We start from the raw sequence: 22,319 nt of genomic DNA on the forward strand, positions 1-22,319 counted from the left end.
TTTACGGGACAGGCCTTAGAAGGCGCTGTTGTCGCAGCCCATGCTCGAACCGATGTGTGTCTTCTGATCGCCCGGGTTGCCCTCGCCGTTGAGCGCGCTGCCCAGCAGGCCGTTGACCAGCCCGACCTGGCCGAGGACGTCGACGTTCAGGTCGTGCGACTTGCACTCGGAGCTCTGCTTGATGTTGAAGTGGTCGCCGCTCTTGTGGTGGCCGTGCCCATCGCCGCCGGCGTGGGCAGTGCCGGCACTCAGGAGTCCGGCGCTGGCGAGGGCAGCGACCAGGACAGCAGCCTTGCGAAGCTTGTGCATGTCATCTCCGGTGGAGCGAGGTGGGTGCGATCCGTGATGGATCGACTTCGTACAGTTACGGGAGATTAATGTGAAATACCATCAAAACACCCGGCGACGCGCCGAGTCCGGGCGGGACAGTGCGGGCTCGCCGCCTATGGGGTGCAGCTGCCCTGTGACGACTTGCCGCTCCTGGCTGCCTTCGGCTTGACCGAGGATCGAGAGGCCCATGGCGATGAGACGCCGTCCTGTGCGGTACTGGCCGTCACGCCGTACGTCCCCGGACGCGAATACGCCCCCTCCCGCCCGAAGGCGAGAGCATCACCGGCCGCGCCTTGGAAATCTGTGGCGCGTTCTGCGCGGCAAGCGGCGAAACGGCCCGCCAGGTGAACTGACGGGCCGTCACTGAAGGTCGAAGTCAATGGCCGCGCGGTCATCGATTTCCGGTGGCCGCGCGGCCTTACGCGTACGCACCCTGTCAGGCCGACGGTTCCGCCATCGCCACCGCGATCTTGCGCGGGCCCGTGAACGGCTCGCGGGCGTGGGCTGCCAGCATGTTGTCGACGATCAGGACATCGTCGCGCTGCCAGTCGAAGCGGGTCGAAGCGCCCCGGTAGGCGGACCGCAGGTGGTCCATCACGTCGTCCGGGATGCGGCCGCCGTCGCCGTAGTACGTGTTCGTGGGCAGGTCCTCCTCCGGGAAAATCTCCTGGAGCCCCTCCCGCACCTCGGGGGCGAGCGACGTGACGTGGAAGAACGTCGCATGGTTGAACCACACCGTCTCCCCCGTGTCCGGATGCGTGTGCACCGCCTTGCGCACCGCCGTGGTGCGCAGTCCGCCGTCCGGGCGCCAGTACGGCTGGAGGCCCTTGCCCCGGCAGTACTCCTCCACCGCCGCGCGGTCGTCGGTCCCGAACGTCTCCTGCCACGGAACCCCGAAATCCGCATGGAAGTTGCGGACCACACGCCAGCCGCGCCGCTCGAACTCCTCGCGCACCGACGGGTCGATCGCCCGGTACACCTCGCGGATGTCGGCGAGCGGTGTCGCGCCCTGCGTGACGGCGGGCTCGATGCAGTAGAAGTAAAGGACGCGCGGCCAGGCCGCCTGGTACGAGTTCTCGTTGTGCAGGAAGATCTCCTCGTCCTGCGGGTAGTCCGTCGAGGTGTACACCTGCCCCTTGATGGTGGAGCGCGGCGACGACCGCTCGGCGTACGTCAGCGGGGCGGACCCCGAGAAGGCCCGCACCACCCCGTCGAGCCCGTCCACTCCCCCGACGCCGAAGCCGCGCAGCAGCACGGCGCCGTTCTCGGTGAGGATGGCTCGGAGCTTCTCGTGGTTGTCCTTGATGTAGCCGTGGACACCTGTGCCGGGTGCCGCGGTGATCTCGTAGGCGCTCATGAGACCAAGGCTCCTTCCCCGGCGGCGTACGCCACCGGCTCGTTGTACGTTCTCAGGCGGACGGGACCGGTGCAGCGGGCGGCGTCCGTGGCCAGGGCGGCGTACAGGCCCCCGCCGGGAGTGAGGCTCCGGACCAGCCAGGTGTCCGGGCCCGACGGCTGCTGGTGGGTCACCGTCACCGGCTCTGCCGATGCAGGGCGTACGTCGATGGCCATCAGGTCGGTGACGATGCCTACGCCGCTCGCCTTGACGATGGCTTCCTTTCTCGTCCAGCAGCGGAAGAACACGTCCTGGCGGGACGAGGGGGACTGCTGGGAGCGCAGGTGGGTCAGTTCGGAGGGGGACATGACCAGTGCGGAGGTGCCCTCGATGTCCAGCCGGCAGCCGTCCTCGACGTCGACCCCGACCTGGTGGCCCGCCGTGACGGCCAGCAGCCAGTGCGGGCCGGAGCGGGAGAGGTTGAAGTCGAGTGCGGCGTCCGGCCATTCGAGCCGCGGGCGGCCGTGCTGGGCGTCGCCGCAGCACGGGCAGGGCCGGCGCCCGAACCGGAGCTCGGCGGGCGATACGCCGAGATAGCCGGCCAGGATCTGCCGCAGTCCGGCGTGTGCGCCCCCGTAATGGAGGCCTGCCTGGCGCGGCAGGCGCTCCATTGCGGCGAGTTCGGCGCCGGACAGCACTGCCGCTGTCCCGGCCGGGTCCGGCAGGGCCGTGGTGGTACGGCCCTGCCAGACGTGCACGGCATCCTCCGCACGGAGGCTGTCGTACTCGTGGCGAGACGTCATCAGTCCGACATCGCGACGAGGACGCGCCGGCTCCCTGTGAACGGCCGGCGGCCGTGCGCGAGCAGGACGTTGTCGATCAGCAGGAGGTCACCGGCCCGCCAGTCCACGTCGACGGCGTTCTCCAGGCCGCGGTCGCGGATCTGGAGGACATACTCCGCCGGAATGGGGCTGCCGTCGGCGAAGGTGACGCTCTGCGGCAACTCGTCGGCGGGCATGATCTGGGCGAGGGCGGCCGCGGTGTCGTCGCCGAGACCGGCCGGGTGCCACTGGTCGGCCTGGTTGAACCACACCTCGGCGCCGGTCACCGGGTGGCGGACCGCGGAGGGGCGGACGGAGGCGACGCGGATGCCGCCGTCGGCGTTCCACTCCCAGGTCGCGCCGGTGGGGGCGAGGAACGCCTCCACCTCTTCGCGGCTGGTCGTCTCGAAGGTGTCCTGCCAGCTCTTGCCGAGGCCGAAGCCGCTGTGCAGGTTCTGCATGTAGCGCACGCCGCCCGCGAAGGCCTCGCGGACCTCGTCGTCCAGGGACTCCAGCCACAGGGCGGCGTCGAGGACGGGGGTCGCGCCGCCACCGCCGGGCTGGACGGTGCAGCAGAACGCCAGCCGGGCGGGCCAGGCGTGGGCGTAACTCATCTCGTTGTGCATCGAGATGGTGAATTCCTGCGGGTACTCGGTGGAGGTGTAGACATTGCTGCCGACCTTGGTGCGCGGCGAGTTCCCGTGCACATAGGCGAGACGGTTGGGGAGCAGGGCGTCGAGGACCGGGTCGAGGCTCTCGGGGGTGATGCCGAAGCCGCGGAAGACCAGGGCCTTCTCCTGGACGAGCAGCTTGCCGAGCTCGTCGCCCATCTCGTCGATCCGGCCGACGAGCTCCTCCGCACCGCCGACGCCCTCGGTCTCGATCTCCAGGGGGGTCCAGGCCTGTGTTCTGCTCATGAGTTCATGCCTCCAGATCTTTGATGATGTCGGCGACCAGCTCGGCTTCCTGCTGCGCGAGATAGAAGTGGTCGCCCGGGTAGGTGCGGAGTTCAAAGCCTTTGGCGCCGGCCAGTTCGGCCCAGGCCAGGACGTTCTCGCGTTCGCAGCCGGGGTCGCTCTCGCCGAGGTACGCCGTGATCGGCGCGCGCACCCGGGCGGGCGGGGACGCGGGCCGGTAGTTCTCGATCAGCCGGTAGTCGGCGCGCAGCGCGGGCAGCAGCAGTTCCCTCAGCTCCGGGATGTCGAACACCTCGGAGCCCAGGTCGCCGAGTCGGCGTACGCCCGCGACGAGCGCCTCGTCGTCCCGCTCGTGCAGCCCTGTGGGGTTGGCGCGGTGCGGGGCGGAGCGTGCGGAGACCATCAGGCGGCGGGGTACGACGCCGTGCCGGGATTCCAGACGCAGGGTGGTTTCGTACGCCGCCGAGGACCCCATGCTGTGGCCGAACAGGGCGACGGGCCGGTCCAGGTAGGGCAGCAGCGCCGCCGTGACCTCGTCGGCGAGGGTGGCCATGTCCTCGATGCACGGTTCGGCGAGGCGGTCCTGGCGTCCGGGGTAGCGGACGGCGAGGACCTCCACGTCGCGCGGCAGCCTGGCCGCCCAGCCGTGGTACATCTGCGCGTTGCCGCCCGCGTGCGGGAAGCACACAAGCCGCAGCCGGGGTTCGGTGGTCCGCGCGTAGCGTCTGAACCACCGCTCGTCGTCGGTCACTTCAGGCGGACGTCTCATCCGCGTGCCCTCCCTTCAGGGCCGGTCCTACGGCGGCGATCACGGCCAGCAGGGCCATGGCTCCGCCGATCACGGAGATGGTTTGGCCGGCGCCCCAGGCGGCCAGGAGCAGGCCGCCCAGGAGTGCGCCGATTGAACTGGAGCCGGAGCCGATCAGCGCGCCGGTGGCGGCGACCCGGCCCTGGAGCTCGTCGGGGGTGATGCGTACCTGGTAGACGGCGGCGACGACGTTGAACGCCGCGCCCACGGCGGCGGCTCCCGCGTACAGGCCGCCGAGGGCGAAGGGGTCGCGTACGAACGACATGGCGCCCATGAGCACGGCCCAGACGGCGATGCCGCCGATCATGACCGAGCCGAGGCTCAGCCGCCGCAGCCGCCCGCCGGCGAGTGCGCCGATCACACCGCCGGCTCCGCTGATGCCGAAGATGATCGCCAGCGACGCCGAGGACTGTCCCTCCTCCTTGACCAGGACGATCATCGCCATCCCGAGCAGCTGGAAAAGGATGTTGGTGACGGCGATGGAGACGAGCACGGCGCGCAGGAATGGCCGGGCCCACAACCACCGCAGACCGTCGGCGACCTCACTGCGCAGCCGCTTCTTCGCGCTGCCCGTCCTCGCCCCCTGGAAGTCCTTGCGGATCAGCAGGAGGGAGAACAGGGAGAGCAGGTAGGCGGCGGACGAGAAGGCGAACGGCGCCCAGCGCGTGAGCGTCTGGAGCAGGATGCCGCCGGGCTGGCCGAGCAGTCCGGCCGCCCGCCCCCGCGCCTCGTTCTGCGAGAGCGCGGCGGACAGGTGGTCGCGGTGCACCAGGTTGCGTACGGCGCCCCGCTCGGCCAGGCGGTAGAAAACGGTCAGGCTCGCCTCGGCGAACGCCACCACCGCCAGGTGCGGTACGGAGATCCGTCCCGCCGCGAGAGCGACGGCCACACTGCCCACCGCAAGCAGCCGGCCCACTTCGCAGGCCATCATCAGCCGCCGCCGGTCCCAGCGGTCCACGAAGGCACCGGCGGGCAGCTGGATGAGCAGCAGCGGCAGCAGCGCCGCGAACGAGACGACGGACATGGCCAGCGGCGAATCGGTGTGCCAGAGCACGATCACCGGATACGCCGCCGCCGTCACCCGGGCGCCCAGGAAGGACATGCCGGCGCCCGACCACAGCAGCAGGAACTGCCGGTTCTTGCGCAGCGGTCCTGCGGGCCCGCTCTCGGCGGGCGCGACATCCCGGGCCAGGGTCACCGGTGCACCGCCCCGGCGATTCCGCCACGGCACCACTCCAGGACGGCCATGGCGCTGTGCATCTTGTTCTCGGCCTGGTCGAAGGCGATGCTCGCGGGCCCGTCGAGCACCTCGGCCACGACCTCTTCGCCCCGGTGGGCGGGCAGGTCGTGCATGAAGACGGCCTTAGGGCTGTGCTCCCACAGCGCCTCGGTCACCTGGAACGGGGCGAAGATCTCCCGCCAGTTGGCGTCCGGCTTGGTGGAGCCTGTGGTCTGCCAGCGGGTGGTGTAGATGACGTCCAGGTCCGAAGGCAGGCCGGACATGTCGTGCCGCTCGCGGAAGGTCGCCCCGCTGCGGGCGGCCTGCTCGGTGGCCCGGGTCACGAACTCGTCCGCGAGCCCGTAGCCGGGCGGTGTGCGCAGCTCGAACTCGACCCCGGGGAAGCGGGTGAGGGCGAGGGCCAGGGCGGATGCGGTGTTGTTGCCCTCGCCGACGTACAGGATGCGCAGGCCGTCGATCCGGCCGAAGTGGCGGAGCATCGTGGTCAGGTCGGTGAGTGCCTGGGTCGGGTGCTCGTCGGCGGTCATCGCGTTGACGACCGACATACGTTCCTGGGTGGCCCAGCCGCGCAGCTCCTCCGGGTCGCCCGCGGTGCGGGCGACGAGGACGTCGAGCATGCGGGACATGACCCGCCCTGTGTCCTCGCTGGTCTCGCCGGTGTTGAGCTGGAGGTCGCCGGGACCGTATCCGACGATGCGGCCGCCGAGGCGAAGTGCCCCGCTGGAGAAGGCGGTACGGGTCCGTGTCGACGTCTTGCTGAAGTAGATGCCGACGATGTCCCCTTCGAGGGGGGCCACGGGACCGGCCTCGCCGGCCGAGAAGGCCGCGCCGCGCTCGGCGATGGACCGCAGGTCGTCGTCGTTGAGGTCGTTGATGGATATCAGGTGCCTGACGGCGCTGGTGGTCACGGCTTCCTCCGCTGCGTCTGCTGGGTCGTCCCGGTCCCGGCGGCCCTGTCCTCGTCCGTGATCACCGGTGCGAGGACGGCCAGGGTGGATGTGCTGTTGTCGCCGGTGGTCCACTCGGCGGCCAGGCGGCCGTTGGCGAAGGCCGTGTCCTGGCGGCCCATGACCTCGGTCAGGAACTTGGCCACCGCCTTGCCCGAGTCGGAGTTGGTGAGGGCCACGAAGCCCGACCCGCCGTTCAGGCGGCTCATCGCCATGTTCCAGAAACCGGCCGGTTCGCCGCCGTGGCCGAACTCCCGGTCGCTGCCGGTGTCGTCGACGATCGTTCCCAGCCCGTAGAAGTCGCCGGGCTCGGACGCGAGCAGCTCCTCGGCGAGCTCGCGGGGCAGGAGCGCCCCCGGCCGGCCGAGCAGGGACCGCCGCATTTCCAGGGTGATCTCGGCGATGTCGCCCGCGGTCGTCCACAGTCCGGCAGCGGCGAGGTGGGCGCGGTTGCGCCAGCCGCCCGCCATGGCTGTGCCGTGGGCGTCGTGCCCGGCGGCCACCGGCCTGCCCGCGGTGAGCGGGAACGACTGGTCGAAGCTGGTGCCGGTCATGCCGAGCGGGTCCAGGACGAGGCGTCGCATGAGCGTCTCGAACGACTCGCCCGTCACGTCCTCCAGCACTTGCTGGAGGACCCAGTAATGGGTGCTGCTTTTGCGGAACGTCGACCCCGGGACGAGTTCCCTGCGCACCCTCGGGGTGCTCACCGGGCCCGTGCCCTCCAACAGGTCCAGCAGGGTGGGCACTTGCTCACCCGGCCGGAATCCGACGCTGCGGTGCCGGGCGAGACCGGCCCGGTGCCCGAGCAGGTGCCGTACGGTGACGGCCCCCGGCGCGGCCGGGTCGTCGGCCAGCTGCCAGCTCGTGAGGTACGCCGCAATGTCCGCGTCGAGGTCGATGCTGCCTTCCGCGACCAGGCGGAGGGTGGCGAGGGCGGTGACGTGCTTGCTGATCGAGCCGACCTGGAACAGCGTCTCCGGGGTGACCGGGCCGCCGTCGTCGACGCTCCGTACGCCGAGTCCGTGGACCGCGGTGACCTCGCCATCGTGCAGGACGGCGATGCTCGCGCCGGGCACGTGATGCTCGCGCATCACCGTTTCCAGCTCGTCCAGGGGGAGAGTGGGCTTCGCCGGGGCGGTGGAGCTCCCTGTACCTGCGCCCGTGCCGACCAGCTGGGCGAGTTCGGCGAGCGGCCCTGCGGCCAGCTTGCTCGCGTCGCCGCCGGACGCCTGCTCCAGGAGAGAGGCGAGGAGTTCGGCGGAGACCTCGACCTTGGCCACAGGAGCCTCCGGCTCCGGCTCGGGTACGGGCGCCAGGGCGGCGGCCGCCTCGGCCGCGTCCTCGTCGACGGCCGCCGCGAGGTCGAGGAGCGTCTCGTGCTGGTACATGCGCCACACCGAGATCGTGAGACCGACCTGGCGGGCCGCGGCCAGCACCTTGATCATCAGCAGCGAGTGGCCGCCGAGGTCGAAGAACCGGTCGTGCACCCCGATCTGCTCCACGTCGAGCACCTGGGACCAGATGCCGGCGAGCAGCCGCTCGGTCTCGGTCCGCGGCGGTACGTGCTCGACCTCGGACCGCAGCGAACTCCGGTCGGGGGCGGGCAGGGCACGCCGGTCCACCTTGCCGTTGGCGTTCAGCGGGATCGAGTCGAGCGTGATGAACGCGGACGGAACCATGTACTCGGGCAGCCGCAGCGAGGCGTACTCGGCGAAGTCGGCCGCGCCCGGCATTTCGGCTTCCGGTACGGGGACGACGTACGCGACGAGGCGCTTGTCGCCGGGGACCGGCTCGTGGATGCCGATGACTGCCTCGCGGACGGCCGGGTGACCGGCGAGCACCGTCTGGATCTCGCCGAGTTCGACGCGGTAGCCGCGGATCTTGACCTGGTCGTCGATACGGCCGAGGAACTCCACGTTGCCATCGGGCAGTTGACGGACCAGGTCGCCGGTGCGGTAGAGCCGTGCGCCCGCCGGACCGTACGGGTCCGGGACGAAACGGTCCGCCGTCAGGTCCGGGCGTCCCGCATAACCACGCGCCACACCTGTACCACCGACATACAGCTCACCCGTCACACCCACCGGCACCGGCTCCAGAGCCGGATCCAGCACATACATCGCCATGTTCGGCAGCGGACGTCCGATCGGGACGACGTCCTGGGCCACCGAGGCGGTCACCGGGAAGATGCAGGTGCCGACCGATGCCTCCGTCGGACCGTACTCATTGATCAGCCGGCCGGGGCCGAGCACGTCCAGCGAGCGGTTGACGGCCGCCCCCGGCAGCGCCTCGCCCGCCACCACCAGCACGCCGGCGAGCTCCGCCGCCTGCTCGGTGGTGAGCTGCTCGGAGAGCAGGTCCAGGTGGCCGGGGGTGAGCTTGATGAAGCTGTACGGGGCCCCCGCCACGAGGTGGCGGGCGAGGTCGCCCGGCTCGGTGTCCTGCGGGACGGTGTACACGGTCTGGCCGGTGACCAGCGGCGCCCACAGGTTGGGTACGACCAGGTCGAAGGCGACCGAGGAGAACAGCGGAGCACCGCCGGTCCCCCGGGACGCCAGTTCCTGCGCCGCCCAGCCGACATGGTTGGCGAGGCCGCGCTGGGTGACCTCGACGCCCTTGGGGCGGCCGGTCGAACCGGAGGTGAAGATGACGTACGCCAGCCGGTCCAGGTCGTCCGCACGGACCGGGGCCGTCGACGGCTGCGCGTCGATCGCCGCCGCGTCCGCGTCCGCCAGGACCAGTGCGACGCCGTCGAACCGGTCCGCGTACGCCGACTGCGTCACCGCGAGCTGCGCACCCGCGCTGTCCAGCATCGAGGCGATGCGCTCGGCCGGGTAGGACGGGTCGACCGGCACGTACGCGCCGCCGGCCTTCCACACACCGAGCAGCGTCGCCAGCAGCTCGGGGCCGCGGTCGAGGAGGACACCGACCCGGGACTCGGCCACGACACCCCGCTCGCGCAGGTGGTTCGCCACCTGGTTGGCCCGGGCGTCCAGTTCGGCGTACGACACCGAGAGGCCGTCGAGGGTGACCGCGACCGCTTCAGGGGCGTCGGCGGCCGTGGCCTCGAAGCGCTCCAGGACGGACTGCGAGCCGGTGTCGAAGGCGGAGTCGTTCCACTCCACCAGCAGCCGCTGCCGCTCGTCCGCCGGCAGGTACGTCGCGCGGGCGTCGCCCGCCGGGTCGGCCGCCATCGCTGTCAGGACCTGCTGGTACAGGTCGGCCAGCCGTTCCGCGTTGGCACGGGACAGGGCGTGGGTGTGGGTGGTGAGCAGGAGGTAGCCGGAGGCGGCGGAGACGGCGAGGCCGAACTCGGTGGCTCCCTCGCCGGAGCTGTCCTCGACGTCGACGCGCTCGGTGTCGACGTGGTCGAAGTCCTGGTAGCTGAACCGGACGTCGAGCAGCCGTTCCATGCCCGACTCGCGCTGGATGGACGGCATCGGGAACCGCCGGTGGCCCCAGATCGCGCCTTCGCGGGCGAAGGTCTCGCGGACCAGGTCCTGCCAGGTGGCCACCCCTCTGCCGTACGCGACGGGCAGGGTGTTGAGGTACATGCCGTAGACGCGGTCGGCGCCGGGGGCCTCGGGCCTCGCGCTGAACACCAGGCCGGAGAAGAAGGACTCCTCCTCGGTGATCATGCTCAGCACCTTGAGGTGCGCGGAGAGCAGGACGCTCTTGACGGAGACCCCGGCCCGGGTGGCGAGGGCCCGCAGGCCGGTCTCCAGCTCGCGGAGCGGCACGACCGTACGGAACTTCTCGCGCGGTCCGGCGGTGTCGGCCCAGGCGGCCGGCAGGGAGAAGCGGGCGTTGCGGCCCACCACGTCCTTCCAGTACGCGCGGTCCTCGTCCGAGGCCAGCGACCGCTGCTCGGCAGCGATGAAGTCGGCGTACCGCACGTCCGGCTGGGCCGGGCGGTCAGTGGGCTGCCCGTCCCTCGCGGCGCGGTACTCCTCGATGAGCTCCATGAGCAGGGCGCGGTGGCTCCAGCCCTCGGTGATGGCGTGGGCCACGGTGAGGCCGAGGCGCCAGGTGCCGTCGTCCTCGACCAGCCCGGTCATCCGGAGGAGGGGGGCCTGCTCCAGGTCGAACAGCGCGGCGCGCTCCTCGGCCATGAACTCGGCCACCGCATCGCGGCGTTCGTCCTCCGTGAGTCCGCCGAGGTCGCGTACGGCGACGGGGATCTCGGCGGTGGCGTGCACGACCTGCAGCGGCACCGACCAGGCGTCCAGGTGGAAGGAGGTGCGCAGCATCTCGTGCCGTGCGGCGGCCGAGGCGGCTGCCGTGCGCAGGGCGTCGAGCGAGAAGGGTGCGTCGTCGTTGATCCGGAAGGCGGAGACGTTGTGGTACGCGTGCGTCTCGCGGTCGGCGAGCATTTCGACGACCATCCCGAGCTGGACCTCGGACAGCGGGTAGGCGTCGACCGCGTCGGCGGGCAGCTTCGCCCGGTCCTCGGCGCCGACCTGTGCGAACGGCTCCACCGGTACGTCGACCTCGGTGCGGGCCGGGCGTCCGGTCAGGTGCTCGCTGAGTTCGGCGACCGTGCGGAACTCGAAGACGTCACGGACGCCGACGTCGAACCCGGCGCCGCGCAGTGCGCCCACCAGGGCGACGGCGCGGATGGAGTGGCCGCCGAGCTCGAAGAAGCCGTCCTCCACACCGACGCGTTCGAGGTCGAGGACCTGGGCCCAGATGTCGGCGATGTGCTGCTCGGTGACCGTACGGGGAGCCACGAACCCGTCGTCCTCGGCGCCGGCGGCGCTGCTGTCGGGGACGGGCAGAGCACGCCGGTCGATCTTGCCGTTGGCGTTGAGCGGGATCGCTTCGAGGAGTGTGAAGGTAGCCGGGACCATGTACGCCGGCAGCAGGTTGCCGCAGTGTGCGGCCAGCCCGTCGACCTCGTCTGACCCTTCGGCCGGTGCGTAGTACGCGGCCAGGCGTGCGTCGGCGGTGCCGGCGTCCAGCACGATCACGGCGGCGTCGCGGACGGCGGGGTGGCCGGCCAGGACGGCCTGGATCTCGCCGAGCTCGACGCGGTAGCCGCGGATCTTGACCTGGTCGTCGATACGGCCGAGGAACTCCACGTTCCCGTCGGGCAGTTGACGGACAAGATCGCCGGTGCGGTACAGGCGGGAGCCCGCCGGACCGTACGGGTCCGGGACGAAGCGCTCTGCCGTCAGGTCGGGACGTCCCGCGTAACCACGCGCCACACCCGTACCACCGACATACAGCTCACCCGTCACACCCACCGGCACCGGCTCAAGCGCCGGATCCAGCACGTACATCGCCATGTTCGGCAGCGGACGCCCGATCGGCAGCACCTCCGCCGAGGTCTCGGCAGGCACCGGGAAGACCGACGTGCCGACCGATGCCTCGGTGGGCCCGTACTCATTGATCAGCTCGGTGTGCGGCGCGAGCTCGCGCCAGCGTGCCAGCGTCGCCGACGTGAACGCCTCACCGGCCACCACCAGCACCGGAGCGAGATCGGTCGCCTGCTCGGCGGTGAGCTGCTGCGCGATGACGTCCAGGTGACCGGGCGTGAGCTTGATGAAGCTGTACGGGCCGCCTGCGACCAGGTGCTGCGCCAGGTCGGCCATGTCCACGTCCTGCGGGACCGTGTGCACGCACTGGCCGGTGACCAGCGGCGCCCACAGGTTCGGTACGACCAGGTCGAAGGCGACCGACGAGAAGAGCGGCGCACCGCCGCTGCCGCGCGACGCCAACTCCCGTGCCGCCCAGCCGACATGGTTCGTCAGCCCGCGGTGGGTGACCTCGACGCCCTTGGGGCGGCCGGTCGAGCCCGAGGTGAAGATGACGTACGCCAGCCGGTCCAGGTCGTCGGAGCCGTCGAGGTCGTTTTCGCGCACCGGAGCGGACACCGGCTGCGCGTCGATCGCCGCCGCGTCCCCTTCCGTCAGCAGGACCCGCGCGCCGGCGCTCTCGACGATCGTGGTGATGCGCTCGGCCGGGTAGGAGGGGTCGATCGGCACGTACGCGCCGCCCGCCTTCCACACACCGAGCAGAGCCGCCAGCAGCGCAGGCCCACGGTCGAGCAGGACAGCGACCCGGGACTCCGCCGCGACACCCTGGCCGCGCAGGTAGTGGGCCACCTGGTTGGCCCGGGCGTCCAGTTCGGCGTACGACACCGAAAGGCCCTCGTGGAGCACCGCGGCGGACTCCGGGGTGCGCAGCGCCTGTGCCTCGAAGAGCTCCAGGACCGAGCGCGTACCGGTGTCGGAGGCGGACTCGTTCCACTCCACCAGCAGCCGCTGCCGCTCGTCCGCCGGCAGGTACGCCGCCTGCGCGTCGCCCTCGGGGTCGGCCGCCATGGCCTCGATGACCAGGCGGTACATAGCCGCCAGCCGCTCGGTCGCGGCCAGGTCGAAGACCCGCGGGCTCGCGGTGAGGGTCATGTTGCCGATACGGGCCGACACGCCCAGCGGGAACTCGGTGGGGCTGTCGTCGAGCGTCGCGAGGTAGTCGATGCGGTCGGGGTCCACGACGTCGAAGTCGTGGTAGCTGAAGCGCACGTTGACCAGGCGCTCGCCGTCGCCGAGCTCGCGGTGGATCGTCGGCATCGGGTAGCCGCGGTGCGGCCACAGCTCGATCTCGCGGTCGAAGACCTGCCGTACGAGCTCGCGCCAGGTGCGCGCCGAGCGGTTGTGGGCGAAGGGCAGCGTGTTGAGGTGCATGCCGTAGACGCGGTCGGCGCCGAGCACCTCGGGCCGGGCGTTGCAGACCAGGCCGGTGTAGAACGCCTCCTCCTCGGTGAGCATGCTCATCACCTTGAGGTGCACCGCGTGCAGGACGCTCTTGAGCGGGGCGCCCGCCTTGGCGGCCAGCGCGCGCAGCCGGTCCTCGACGTCGTGGAAGGGCACGGGGACCCGGTGCGGGGCTCCGCCGCCGGTCACGGCCTCGCTCTCGTTCCAGGTGGTGGGCAGGTCCAGTCGTGCGTGGCCGTCCAAAGTCCGCTGCCAGTAGGCGCGGTCCTTGTCGGAGGCCAGCGACTGGAGTTCGGCGGCGATGAAGTCGGCGAAACGGACCGCCGGCACGGGCGCCGCCTCGTGCTCGACGCCGTCCCTGATGCGGCGGTAGTGGTCGACGATCTCCATCAGCATGGAGTGGTGGCTCCAGCCGTCGAGGATCGCGTGGCACTCGGTGATGGTGATCCACCAGCTGCCGTCGTCCACGATGTGCGCGTGCAGGCGCAGCAGCGGCCCGGTGGTCAGGTCGATGAGCCGGGCCTTCTCGGCGTCGTTGAACGCCTTCATCGAGCGGCGCAGTTCGTCGTCGGTGAGGCCGGAGAGGTGGCGCACGCCGAACGGGATGGTGAGGCCGGCGTGCACGAGCTGCATCGGTACGGCGTACGTGTTCAGGTCGACGGAGCAGCGCAGCACGTCGTGGCGGGCGGCCGTCAGGTCCACCGCCCGGCGCAGCGCGTCGGCGTCGGCGGGCCGGTCGTCGCGGATACGGAACGACGTCACGTTGTGGTACGGGTGCCGGTCGGTGTCGGCCAGCATCTCGACGACCATGCCCAGCTGCACCTGCGACAGCGGGTACGCGTCGGAGAGGCCGGACGGCATCTTCGCGCGGTCCTCGGCGGAGACCAGGGCGAACGGCTCGACGACGCGGTCGGCGTCCGCCGGGGCGGGACGGCCGGTGGCGACCTCGGCGAGGCGTGCGACCGTGCGGTACTCGAAGACGTCGCGGACCGAGATCTCGTAGCCGGCGGAGCGCAGCTTGCCGACGAGGTTGACGGCGCGGATGGAGTGGCCGCCGAGGTCGAAGAAGCCGTCGTCGACGCCGACCCGCTCGACCTGGAGGACCTCGCCCATGAGGTCGGCGATGCGCTCCTCGGTGACCGTACGGGGTGCGACGTACGCGGCGCCGGATCCGAGGGCGTCCTGCGCGGGGGCGGGCAGTGCGCGCCGGTCGAGCTTGCCGTTGACGGTCAGCGGAAAGCGGTCGAGGACCACGAACGCCGTCGGGACCATGTACTCGGGCAGCGAGGCGGCGAGTGCGGTGCGCAGGTCGCCGGGCGCCGGGGCCGTGTCGCCCTGCGGGGTGACGTACGCGACGAGGTCGCCCTCCCGTACGACGACGACCGTGTCCCGCACCTGCGGGTGCCCGGCCAGGCGGGCTTCGATCTCGCCCAGCTCGATGCGGAAGCCGCGGATCTTGACCTGGTCGTCGATGCGGCCGAGGAATTCGAGGCTGCCGTCGGCGAGGCGGCGGGCCAGGTCGCCGCTGCGGTACAGGCGGGCGCCGGCCGGGCCGTACGGGTCGGGGACGAAGCGCTCGGCGGTCAGCTCAGGGCGGTTGAGGTAGCCCCGGGCCACGCCGCGTCCGCCGACGTACATCTCGCCGGCGACGCCGACCGGTACGACGTTGCCGTACGGGTCGAGGAGGTGGATGCGCAGGTCGCCCAGCGGGCCGCCGACCGGGCTGGCGGACGGGCGCTCCAGGTCCTGGGGGGTCAGCCGGTGGTGGGTGACGTGCACGGTGGTCTCGGTGATGCCGTACATGTTGATCAGCTGGGGCGCGTCGAGCCCCAACTGGTCGGCCCACAGTCGGAGTTCGGCCGTCTCCAGCTTTTCTCCGCCGAAGACGACGCTGCGCAGGGCGAGTTCGCGGGTGCGCGGGTCGCCGTCGCGGGCGGCGCCGACCAGGGCGCGGAACGCGGACGGAGTCTGGTTGAGGACGGTGACCTGCTGCTCGACGAGCAGGTCGAGGAAGTCCTCGGGCGAGCGCGACACCTCGAACGGCACGACGACCAGGCGGCCGCCGTACAGCAGCGCACCCCACAGCTCCCAGACCGAGAAGTCGAAGGCGTACGAGTGGAACAGCGTCCAGACGTCCGAGGGGCCGAAGCCGAACTGCGGCTCGGTGATGGTGAACAGGCGCAGCACATTGGCGTGGGTGAGCGCCACGCCCTTGGGCCGGCCGGTGGAGCCCGAGGTGTAGATGACGTAGATCAGGCTCTCGGCGCAGGTGAGCGGCTCCGGGTCGGTGCCGGGGCGGGCGGCGAGCGCCTCGCCGTCCCGGTCGACGACGACGAGGGCGCCGTCGTGCACGCCGCTCAGCTTCGGGACGTGGCTGTCCTGGGTGACGACGACCGCCACACTCGCGTCGTCGATCATGAACTTCAGGCGGTCGGCCGGCTGCGCGGGGTCGAGCGGCAGGTAGGCGCCGCCGGACTTCAGTACGGCAAGGAGCGTGGGCACCAGGTCGGCGCCGCGGTCCAGGCAGACGCCCACCAGGGCGTCGGGGCCGACGCCCTGGGCGCGCAGGTGGTGGGCGAGGCGGTTGGCCCGCTCGTTCAGTTCGGCGTAGGTGAGCTCGGCGCCGTCGAAGACCACGGCGACGGCGTCCGGTGTGCGACGCGCCTGGGCCTCGAAGGCCGCGTGGACGGTGCCGTCGACCGGCTGGAACTCGGCGTCGCCCGCCGGGGCGGCCTGCAGGGCGCGCTCGGCGTCGTCGAGGATGTCCAGGGCCGAGAGGCGCAGGTCCGGGTCGGCGACGGCGGCGGTGAGCAGCCGCACCAGGTGCCCTGCCATCCGCTCGATCGTTGCCCGGTCGAACAGCGCGGTGGCGTACTCCAGATGCCCGCCCAGCGACCCGTCGCCCGCTTCGCGCAGCTGGAGGTCCAGGTCGAACTTGGCGGTGCTGCCGATCGCCCCGTACGGCTCGGTACGGATCCCGGGCAGATCGAAGGCCGTGGTGCGCTCGCCGTGCATGGTGAACGCGACCTGGAACAGCGGGGTGCGGGAGAGGTCGCGCTCCGGCTGGAGCTCGTCGACCAGCTGCGCGAACGGCACGCTCTGGTGGTCGAAGGCGTCCAGCACGGTGGAGCGGGTGCCGGAAAGCAGCTCGCGGAAGGCCGGGTCGCCCTCCCAGCGGCCCCGCAGGACGAGGCTGTTGATGCAGTAGCCGAAGATGCCCTGGAGTTCGGGGCGGTCGCGGCCGGAGACGACGGTGCCGACGGCGACGTCGGAGCTGCCGCTGTAGCGGGCGAGCAGAGCCTGGAAGGCGGCCAGTACCACCATGAAGGGGGTGGCGTCGTGCTGGACGGCCGTCTTCCTGATGCCGTCCGCGAGTGCGGCGGGCAGCGTGAAGGCCACGGAGTCACCGGCCCCGTCCCGTACGGCGGCGCGCGGCCGGTCCGTCGGCAGTTCGAGCGGCTCCAGGCCGGCCAGCTGCTCCTTCCAGTGGCCGAGCCGGCGGTCGAGTACGTCGCCGGTCAGCTCGGAGCGCTGCCAGGTGCCGTAGTCGGCGTACTGGAGGGGCAGCGGCTGGAGGGGGCTCGTGGCGGCGCCGGTGCTGAACGCGGCGTACAGCGCGCTGAGCTCCTGGCCGAGGACGCCCATGGACCAGGCGTCGCAGGCGATGTGCTGGAAGGCGACCACCAGGAGGTGCTCGTCGGCCGCGACCCGGACGAGCCTGGCGCGGACCGGCCAGTCGCGGGCGAGGTCGAAGGGCGTGAGGAGTACGTCCTCGATGACGGCGTCCACACTCGACGCCAGCTCTTCGACGGGCAGTTCGACGGTGCGCGGCTCGTCGACCAGCTGCACCGGCTCCTCGCCGTCGAGGACGTACCGGGTGCGCAGGATGTCGTGCCGGTTCAGGAACTCCTGCCAGCTGCGGGCCAGGGCGGGCGCGTCGAGGGCGCCGTGCAGGCTGAGGACGAGGGGAACGGCGTACTCGGTGCTCTCCGGCTCCAGCCGGTTGAGGAACCACATCTGCTGCTGGCCGTGCGACAGTGGCAGCGGACGGTCGCGGTCGGCGCGCGGTATGGACGGCGCCCTGCGCCCCGATCCGCGTCCGGCGAGCCGGGCACGCAGTAGCTCTTCGCGTCGCGCCTCGGCGGTCTTGTTGTCGACATCCCCGCTGCTCATGCCTTGTGCTCCTTCACCAGCAGTCCGTCAGTCATCAGTTCTGAGTCGGGAAGCGCGGCGATCTCCGCCCGGATGCGTTCCTCGACAGCGGCCGCCAGCTGAGCGACCGTGGGGCCCTCGAACACCGTGCGCACCGCGAAGTTGATCTCGAAGTCCTCCTGGATCCGCGAAATGAGCCGGATCGCGAGGATCGAATTGCCGCCGACCTGGAAGAAGCTGTCGTGGGCGCCGACCGTGGCGCCGAGCAGCTCCTCCCAGATCTCGGCGATGTGCTGTTCGGTGAGCGTGCGCGGGGCCACGAAGCCCTCGTCGGCGGCGGCGCTGCTGCCGTCGGGGGCGGGCAGGGCGCGGCGGTCGACCTTGCCGTTGGCGTTCAGCGGGAGTGCGTCCAGCGCGACGAACGCGGACGGGACCATGTACTCGGGCAGCCGCAGCGCGGCGTACTCGGCGAGGGCGGTGGCGCCCGGCGGTTCGGCGTCCGGGGCCGGGACGACGTACGCGACGAGGCGCTTGTCGCCCTGCTCCGGCTCGTGTACGCCGATGAAGACCTCGCGGACGGCGGGGTGGCCGGCCAGGACGGCCTGGATCTCACCGAGTTCGACGCGGTAGCCGCGGATCTTGACCTGGTCGTCGATACGGCCGAGGAACTCCACGTTGCTGTCCGGGAGTTGACGCACCAGGTCGCCGGTGCGGTACAGGCGGGCGCCCGCCGGACCGTACGGGTCCGGGACGAAACGCTCTGCCGTCAGGTCGGGACGTCCCGCGTAACCACGCGCCACACCCGTACCACCGACATACAACTCACCCGTCACACCCACCGGCACCGGCTCAAGGCCCGCGTCCAGCACATACATCGCCATGTTCGGCAGCGGACGCCCGATCGGCAGCACCTCCGCCGACGGGAACGCCGGGACCGGGAAGACGGACGTACCGACCGATGCCTCCGTCGGGCCGTACTCATTGATCAGCGAGGACTCGGGCGCCACTTCGCGCCAGCGCGCCAGCGTCACCGAAGTGAACGGCTCACCCGCGACCACCAGGACCGGCGCCAGGGCGCCCGCCTGGTCGGGAGCGAGCTGGAGGGCCAGGATGTCGAGGTGGGACGGGGTCAGCTTCACGAAGCTGAAGGGACCGGCCTCGGCGAGCTTGTGGCCCAGTTCGCCCATGTCGCTGTCCTGCGGCAGCAGGAAGACCCGCTGGCCGGTGACCAGCGGTCCCCACAGGTTGGGGACGACCAGGTCGAAGGCGACCGACGAGAAGAGCGGCGCACCGCCGTAGTCGCTCGCCAGCAGCTCGCGCGCCGCCCAGGCGACGTGGTTGGCGAGACCGCGGTGGGTGACCTCGACGCCCTTGGGGCGGCCGGTCGAGCCCGAGGTGAAGATGACGTACGCCAGCCGGTCCAGGTCGTCGTCGCGCTCGGGGGCCGACTCGGGCTGGGCGTCGATCGCCGCCGTGTCCGCGTCCGCCAGGACCAGCCAGACGCCGTCGAAACGGTTCTCGTACGCCGACTGCGTGACGGCGACCCGTGCGCCCGCGCTGTCCAGCATCGAGGCGATGCGCTCGGCCGGGTAGGAGGGGTCGACCGGCACGTAGGCGCCGCCCGCCTTCCACACGGCGAGCAGTGCCGTTACGAGGTCGGGGCCTCGGTCCAGCAGAACGGCGACCCGCGATTCGGCGCCGATGCCGCGGGCGCGCAGGTGGTGGGCGAGGCGGTTGGCCCGTGCGTCGAGTTCGCCGTACGAGACGGTGAGTCCTTGGTACGTCAGGGCGACGGCGCCGGGGGCGGTGGCGGCCTGGGCCTCGAACCGCTGGAGGACGGCGGCCGTCTCCGGCTCGGTCGCGGTGTCGTTCCACTCGACGAGCTGCCGCGAACGCTCGGCCGGGGACAGGAGCTGCACGTCGTCCAGGGCAAGCCCGGGGCGGTCGGTGACCGCCTCGATGACCGTCGTGAAGTGGGCGGCCATGCGGGCCACCGTCGCCTCGTCGAAGAGCGAAGTGGCGTACTCCAGCGCGCCTTCCAGCGCGCCGTCCGCCAGCCGGCGCATGAAGAGCGAGAGGTCGGTCTTGGCGACCGCCCAGGCGGCGCCGAAAGCCGCCGTGTCCTCGGCGTCGGCCTCGATGCCGGTCGCGCCTTCGCTGTGCAGGTCGAAGGCGACCTGGTAGAGCGGCGTACGGGACAGGTCGCGCTCGGGCTGGAGGTCGTCCACCAGCCGCTCGAAGGGGATGTCCTGGTGGGCGAAGGCCTCGCGGGAGGCGTCCCTGACCCGGGACAGCGCGTCGGTGAAGCTCAGGCCGCCGTGCAGGCCGCAGCGTACGACGAGGGAGTTGAGGAAGAAGCCGACCGTGCCCTCGACCTCCGGGCGGGAGCGGCCCGCGACGGGCGTGCCCACCGGGACGTCCCACTGCCCGCTGTAGCGGGCCACGAGGGTGGCGAACGCCGTCAGCAACGTCATGAAGGGGGTCGCGCCGTGCCTGCGGCCCAGCTCCAGGAAGCGGGCGGTCAGCGACGGTTCGACGTGAAAGAGGACACCGGCGCCGAGCGGGTCGCGCTCCGCGGGGCGGGGGCGGTCGGCCGGCAGGTCGAGGGGGGCGATGCCGTCCAGTGCCTTGCGCCAGTGCACGAGTTCGGACTCGACGTAGGCGTCGGTGAGGCGCTCCTTCTGCCAGGCCGCGTAGTCGGCGTACTGCACCGTGACGTCGGGGAGGGCGGCGTCGCGCCCCGTCTCGAACGCGGCGCAGAGCTCCCGCAGTTCGCGCTCCAGGACGACCGTGGACCAGCCGTCGCAGGCGATGTGATGCAGCGTCAGGAGGAGTACGTGGTCCTGGCCGGGGACGCGGGCGAGGAGCGCCCGCCACAGGGGGCCGTTGGCGAGGTCGAAGCCGCGGCGGAACTGCTCGCCGAACAGGGCGGGGATGCCGTCGCGCAGGGTGTCCTCGACCCGCAGCTCGATCGGTGCCTGAGCACCGGGGGCGTCGATGACCTGGCGGGGTTCACCGCCGGTTTCGACGTACCGGGTCCGCAGGATCTCGTGGCGTGCGGCGAGCGCGTCGAGGGCGCGCTGGACAGTGGCCGGGGCGGTCGCGGCGGGCAGCCGCAGGAACATCGGGGCGACCCACTCGGGGCTGCCGGGGTGCATACGGTCCAGGAACCACATGCGGTGCTGGCCGGAGGAGAGCGGGAGCTCGCCGTCGCGGGGCACGGGGCGTACGGGCCGGTCGGCTTCTGCCGCCGTGTCGCTCTGCGTGCCGAGCAGCCGGGCCTGCGCCTCCACGGTGGTGGCGGAGAACAGGCCGCGCAGCGTGATCTGCTCGCCGGAGACCGCGCGCAGACGGGCGGCGAGGCGGGTCAGCTGGAGGGAAGTGCCGCCGAGCGCGAAGAAGTCGTCGGTGGCGCCGACCCGTTCGGCCTTGAGGAGCCCGGTCCACACCTCGGCGACCAGGGTCTCGGCCGCGTCGCGCGGGGCGACGTAACCGGATCCGGGGGCCTCGTCGGCGGGCTCGGGGACCTGGAGCGCGGCGCGGTCGACCTTGCCGTTGACGGTCAGCGGGAAGGCGTCGACGACGTTGAAGACGTTGGGGATGTGGCTGTCGGGCAGCCGCTCGCGCAGGTACGCCCGGAGCTCGCCGGGGGTGAGTGCCTCGCGGGTGGTGAGGTGCGCCGCGAGCCGCTTCTGCGTGCCCTCGGCGTCGGCGGTGTAGGTGGTGACCACGGCGCCGCTGACGGCGGGGTGGGCGACGAGGGCGGCCTCGATCTCGGCGGGCTCGATGCGGACGCCGTTCACCTTGACCTGGTCGTCGAGGCGGCCGACGTAGTCCAGGGTCCGGTCCTCGCGCCAGCGCACCAGGTCGCCGGTGCGGTAGAGGCGGGAGCCCGCCGGACCGTAAGGGTCGGGTACGAAGCGCTCCGCGGTGAGGTCGGGACGGCCCTGGTAGCCGCGGGCGAGCCCGGCCCCACCGGCGTACAGCTCACCGGCGACACCGATCGGAACGGGGTTGCCCGCCGGGTCCAGGACCAGGGCGCGCAGGCCGGGGATGGGGCGGCCGATCGGGACCGGGCCTGCGGTGATGCCCTCGGGCACGGGCTGGGCGGTGATGTCGATGGAGCACTCGGTCGGACCGTAGGTGTTCCAGATGTCGATGTCGCGGCCGATGCGCCCGCGCAGTCGCGCCACCAGCTCGCCGTGCAGCGGCTCACCGGCCGAGAACAGCAGCCGCAGTGCGTCGCAGCCGCTCCAGTCCGGCTCCTCGGCGAGCAGCCGCAGGACGGACGGGACGCTCTGGAGCACGGTGACACGGTGCTCGGCGACGGCCCGCAGCATCGCGGCCGGGTCGCGCTCGGCGCCGGCCGGGGCCAGCACCACGGTGCCGGCGCTGACCAGCGGCGCGAAGATCTCCCAGCCCGCGGCGTCGAAGCCGATCGAAGTCTTCTGCAGTACCAGGTCCTTGGGGCCGAGACCGTGCTTGCGCACCGTCCAGCCGACACGGTTGGCGATGCCGCCGTGGGTGACGGCGACGGCCTTGGGGCGGCCGGTCGAGCCCGAGGTGAAGATGGCGTACGCGATGTTGTCGGCGTCGATCCCGGCCTGGAGGGGTTCATCGCCCAGCAGCGCCAGTGCGGCGGCCGTTTCCACGGAGCGGAGTGTACGTACGCCCGTTCCCTGTATCGCGTCCGCCACCGCGTCCCCGGCGAGCACGAGGGCTGCGCCGGAGTCCGCGGCGAGCCCGGCCAGCCGGGAGGGCGGCTGGCCGGGGTCGAGCGGCACGTACGCCGCGCCCGCCTTCCATACGCCGAGCAGCGCGACGACGAGCTCGGTGCCGCGCTCCAGGCCGACGCCGATCAGCGTCTCGGGGCCTGCGCCCAGACCGCGCAGGTGGCGGGCCATGCGGTTGGCCTCGTTGTCGAGTTCTCGGTAGGTCACCGTGCGAGCGCCGTCCACTACGGCGATCGCGTCCGGGGTCCGGGCAGCCTGCTCGGCGAAGCGAACCGGCAGTGGTTCGGTGTTCACGCAAACTCCTGTCAGAGACTGGGCG

At 71.7% G+C, this 22,319-nt stretch carries 9 protein-coding genes; all 9 read right to left on the minus strand.

Annotated elements, in window-relative coordinates; all coding sequences use genetic code 11:
* Window positions 1-15: 15 nt before the first annotated feature.
* The gene (locus tag J7I98_RS33080; RefSeq protein ID WP_214928756.1) at window positions 16-309 is read right to left on the minus strand and encodes a hypothetical protein; all 294 of its coding nucleotides are present in this window, start codon (window positions 307-309) and stop codon (window positions 16-18) included.
* Window positions 310-766: 457 nt separating this feature from the next.
* Window positions 767-1,687, minus strand: a complete 921-nt coding sequence (locus J7I98_RS33085; RefSeq protein ID WP_214928757.1) for a TauD/TfdA family dioxygenase — start codon at window positions 1,685-1,687, stop codon at window positions 767-769.
* Complete coding sequence (locus tag J7I98_RS33090) at window positions 1,684-2,469, minus strand: 4'-phosphopantetheinyl transferase superfamily protein (RefSeq protein WP_214928758.1); 786 nt, start codon at window positions 2,467-2,469, stop codon at window positions 1,684-1,686. Before J7I98_RS33090 ends, J7I98_RS33085 begins: the two co-directional genes overlap by 4 nt.
* Window positions 2,469-3,404, minus strand: coding sequence for a TauD/TfdA family dioxygenase (locus J7I98_RS33095; RefSeq protein WP_214928759.1), 936 nt, complete (start codon window positions 3,402-3,404; stop codon window positions 2,469-2,471). Before J7I98_RS33095 ends, J7I98_RS33090 begins: the two co-directional genes overlap by 1 nt.
* Window positions 3,405-3,408: 4 nt before the next feature.
* On the minus strand, window positions 3,409-4,173 hold the full coding sequence (locus J7I98_RS33100; protein WP_214928760.1) for a thioesterase II family protein: 765 nt from the start codon (window positions 4,171-4,173) through the stop codon (window positions 3,409-3,411).
* Window positions 4,157-5,410 carry an MFS transporter gene (locus tag J7I98_RS33105; protein WP_214928761.1) on the minus strand — a complete coding sequence of 418 codons (1,254 nt, stop codon included), beginning with the start codon at window positions 5,408-5,410 and terminating at the stop codon, window positions 4,157-4,159. Before J7I98_RS33105 ends, J7I98_RS33100 begins: the two co-directional genes overlap by 17 nt.
* A complete protein-coding gene (locus J7I98_RS33110; protein ID WP_308378028.1) occupies window positions 5,407-6,360 on the minus strand; it encodes an ornithine carbamoyltransferase in 954 nt (317 codons plus the stop codon). Before J7I98_RS33110 ends, J7I98_RS33105 begins: the two co-directional genes overlap by 4 nt.
* Window positions 6,357-17,288, minus strand: a complete 10,932-nt coding sequence (locus J7I98_RS33115) for a non-ribosomal peptide synthetase (protein WP_214928762.1) — start codon at window positions 17,286-17,288, stop codon at window positions 6,357-6,359. Before J7I98_RS33115 ends, J7I98_RS33110 begins: the two co-directional genes overlap by 4 nt.
* The gene (locus J7I98_RS33120) at window positions 17,285-22,294 is read right to left on the minus strand and encodes a non-ribosomal peptide synthetase (protein ID WP_214928763.1); all 5,010 of its coding nucleotides are present in this window, start codon (window positions 22,292-22,294) and stop codon (window positions 17,285-17,287) included. Before J7I98_RS33120 ends, J7I98_RS33115 begins: the two co-directional genes overlap by 4 nt.
* Window positions 22,295-22,319: the final 25 nt, after the last annotated feature.

Source organism: Streptomyces sp. ISL-98 (assembly GCF_018614055.1).
Taxonomy (GTDB): domain Bacteria; phylum Actinomycetota; class Actinomycetes; order Streptomycetales; family Streptomycetaceae; genus Streptomyces; species Streptomyces spiramyceticus.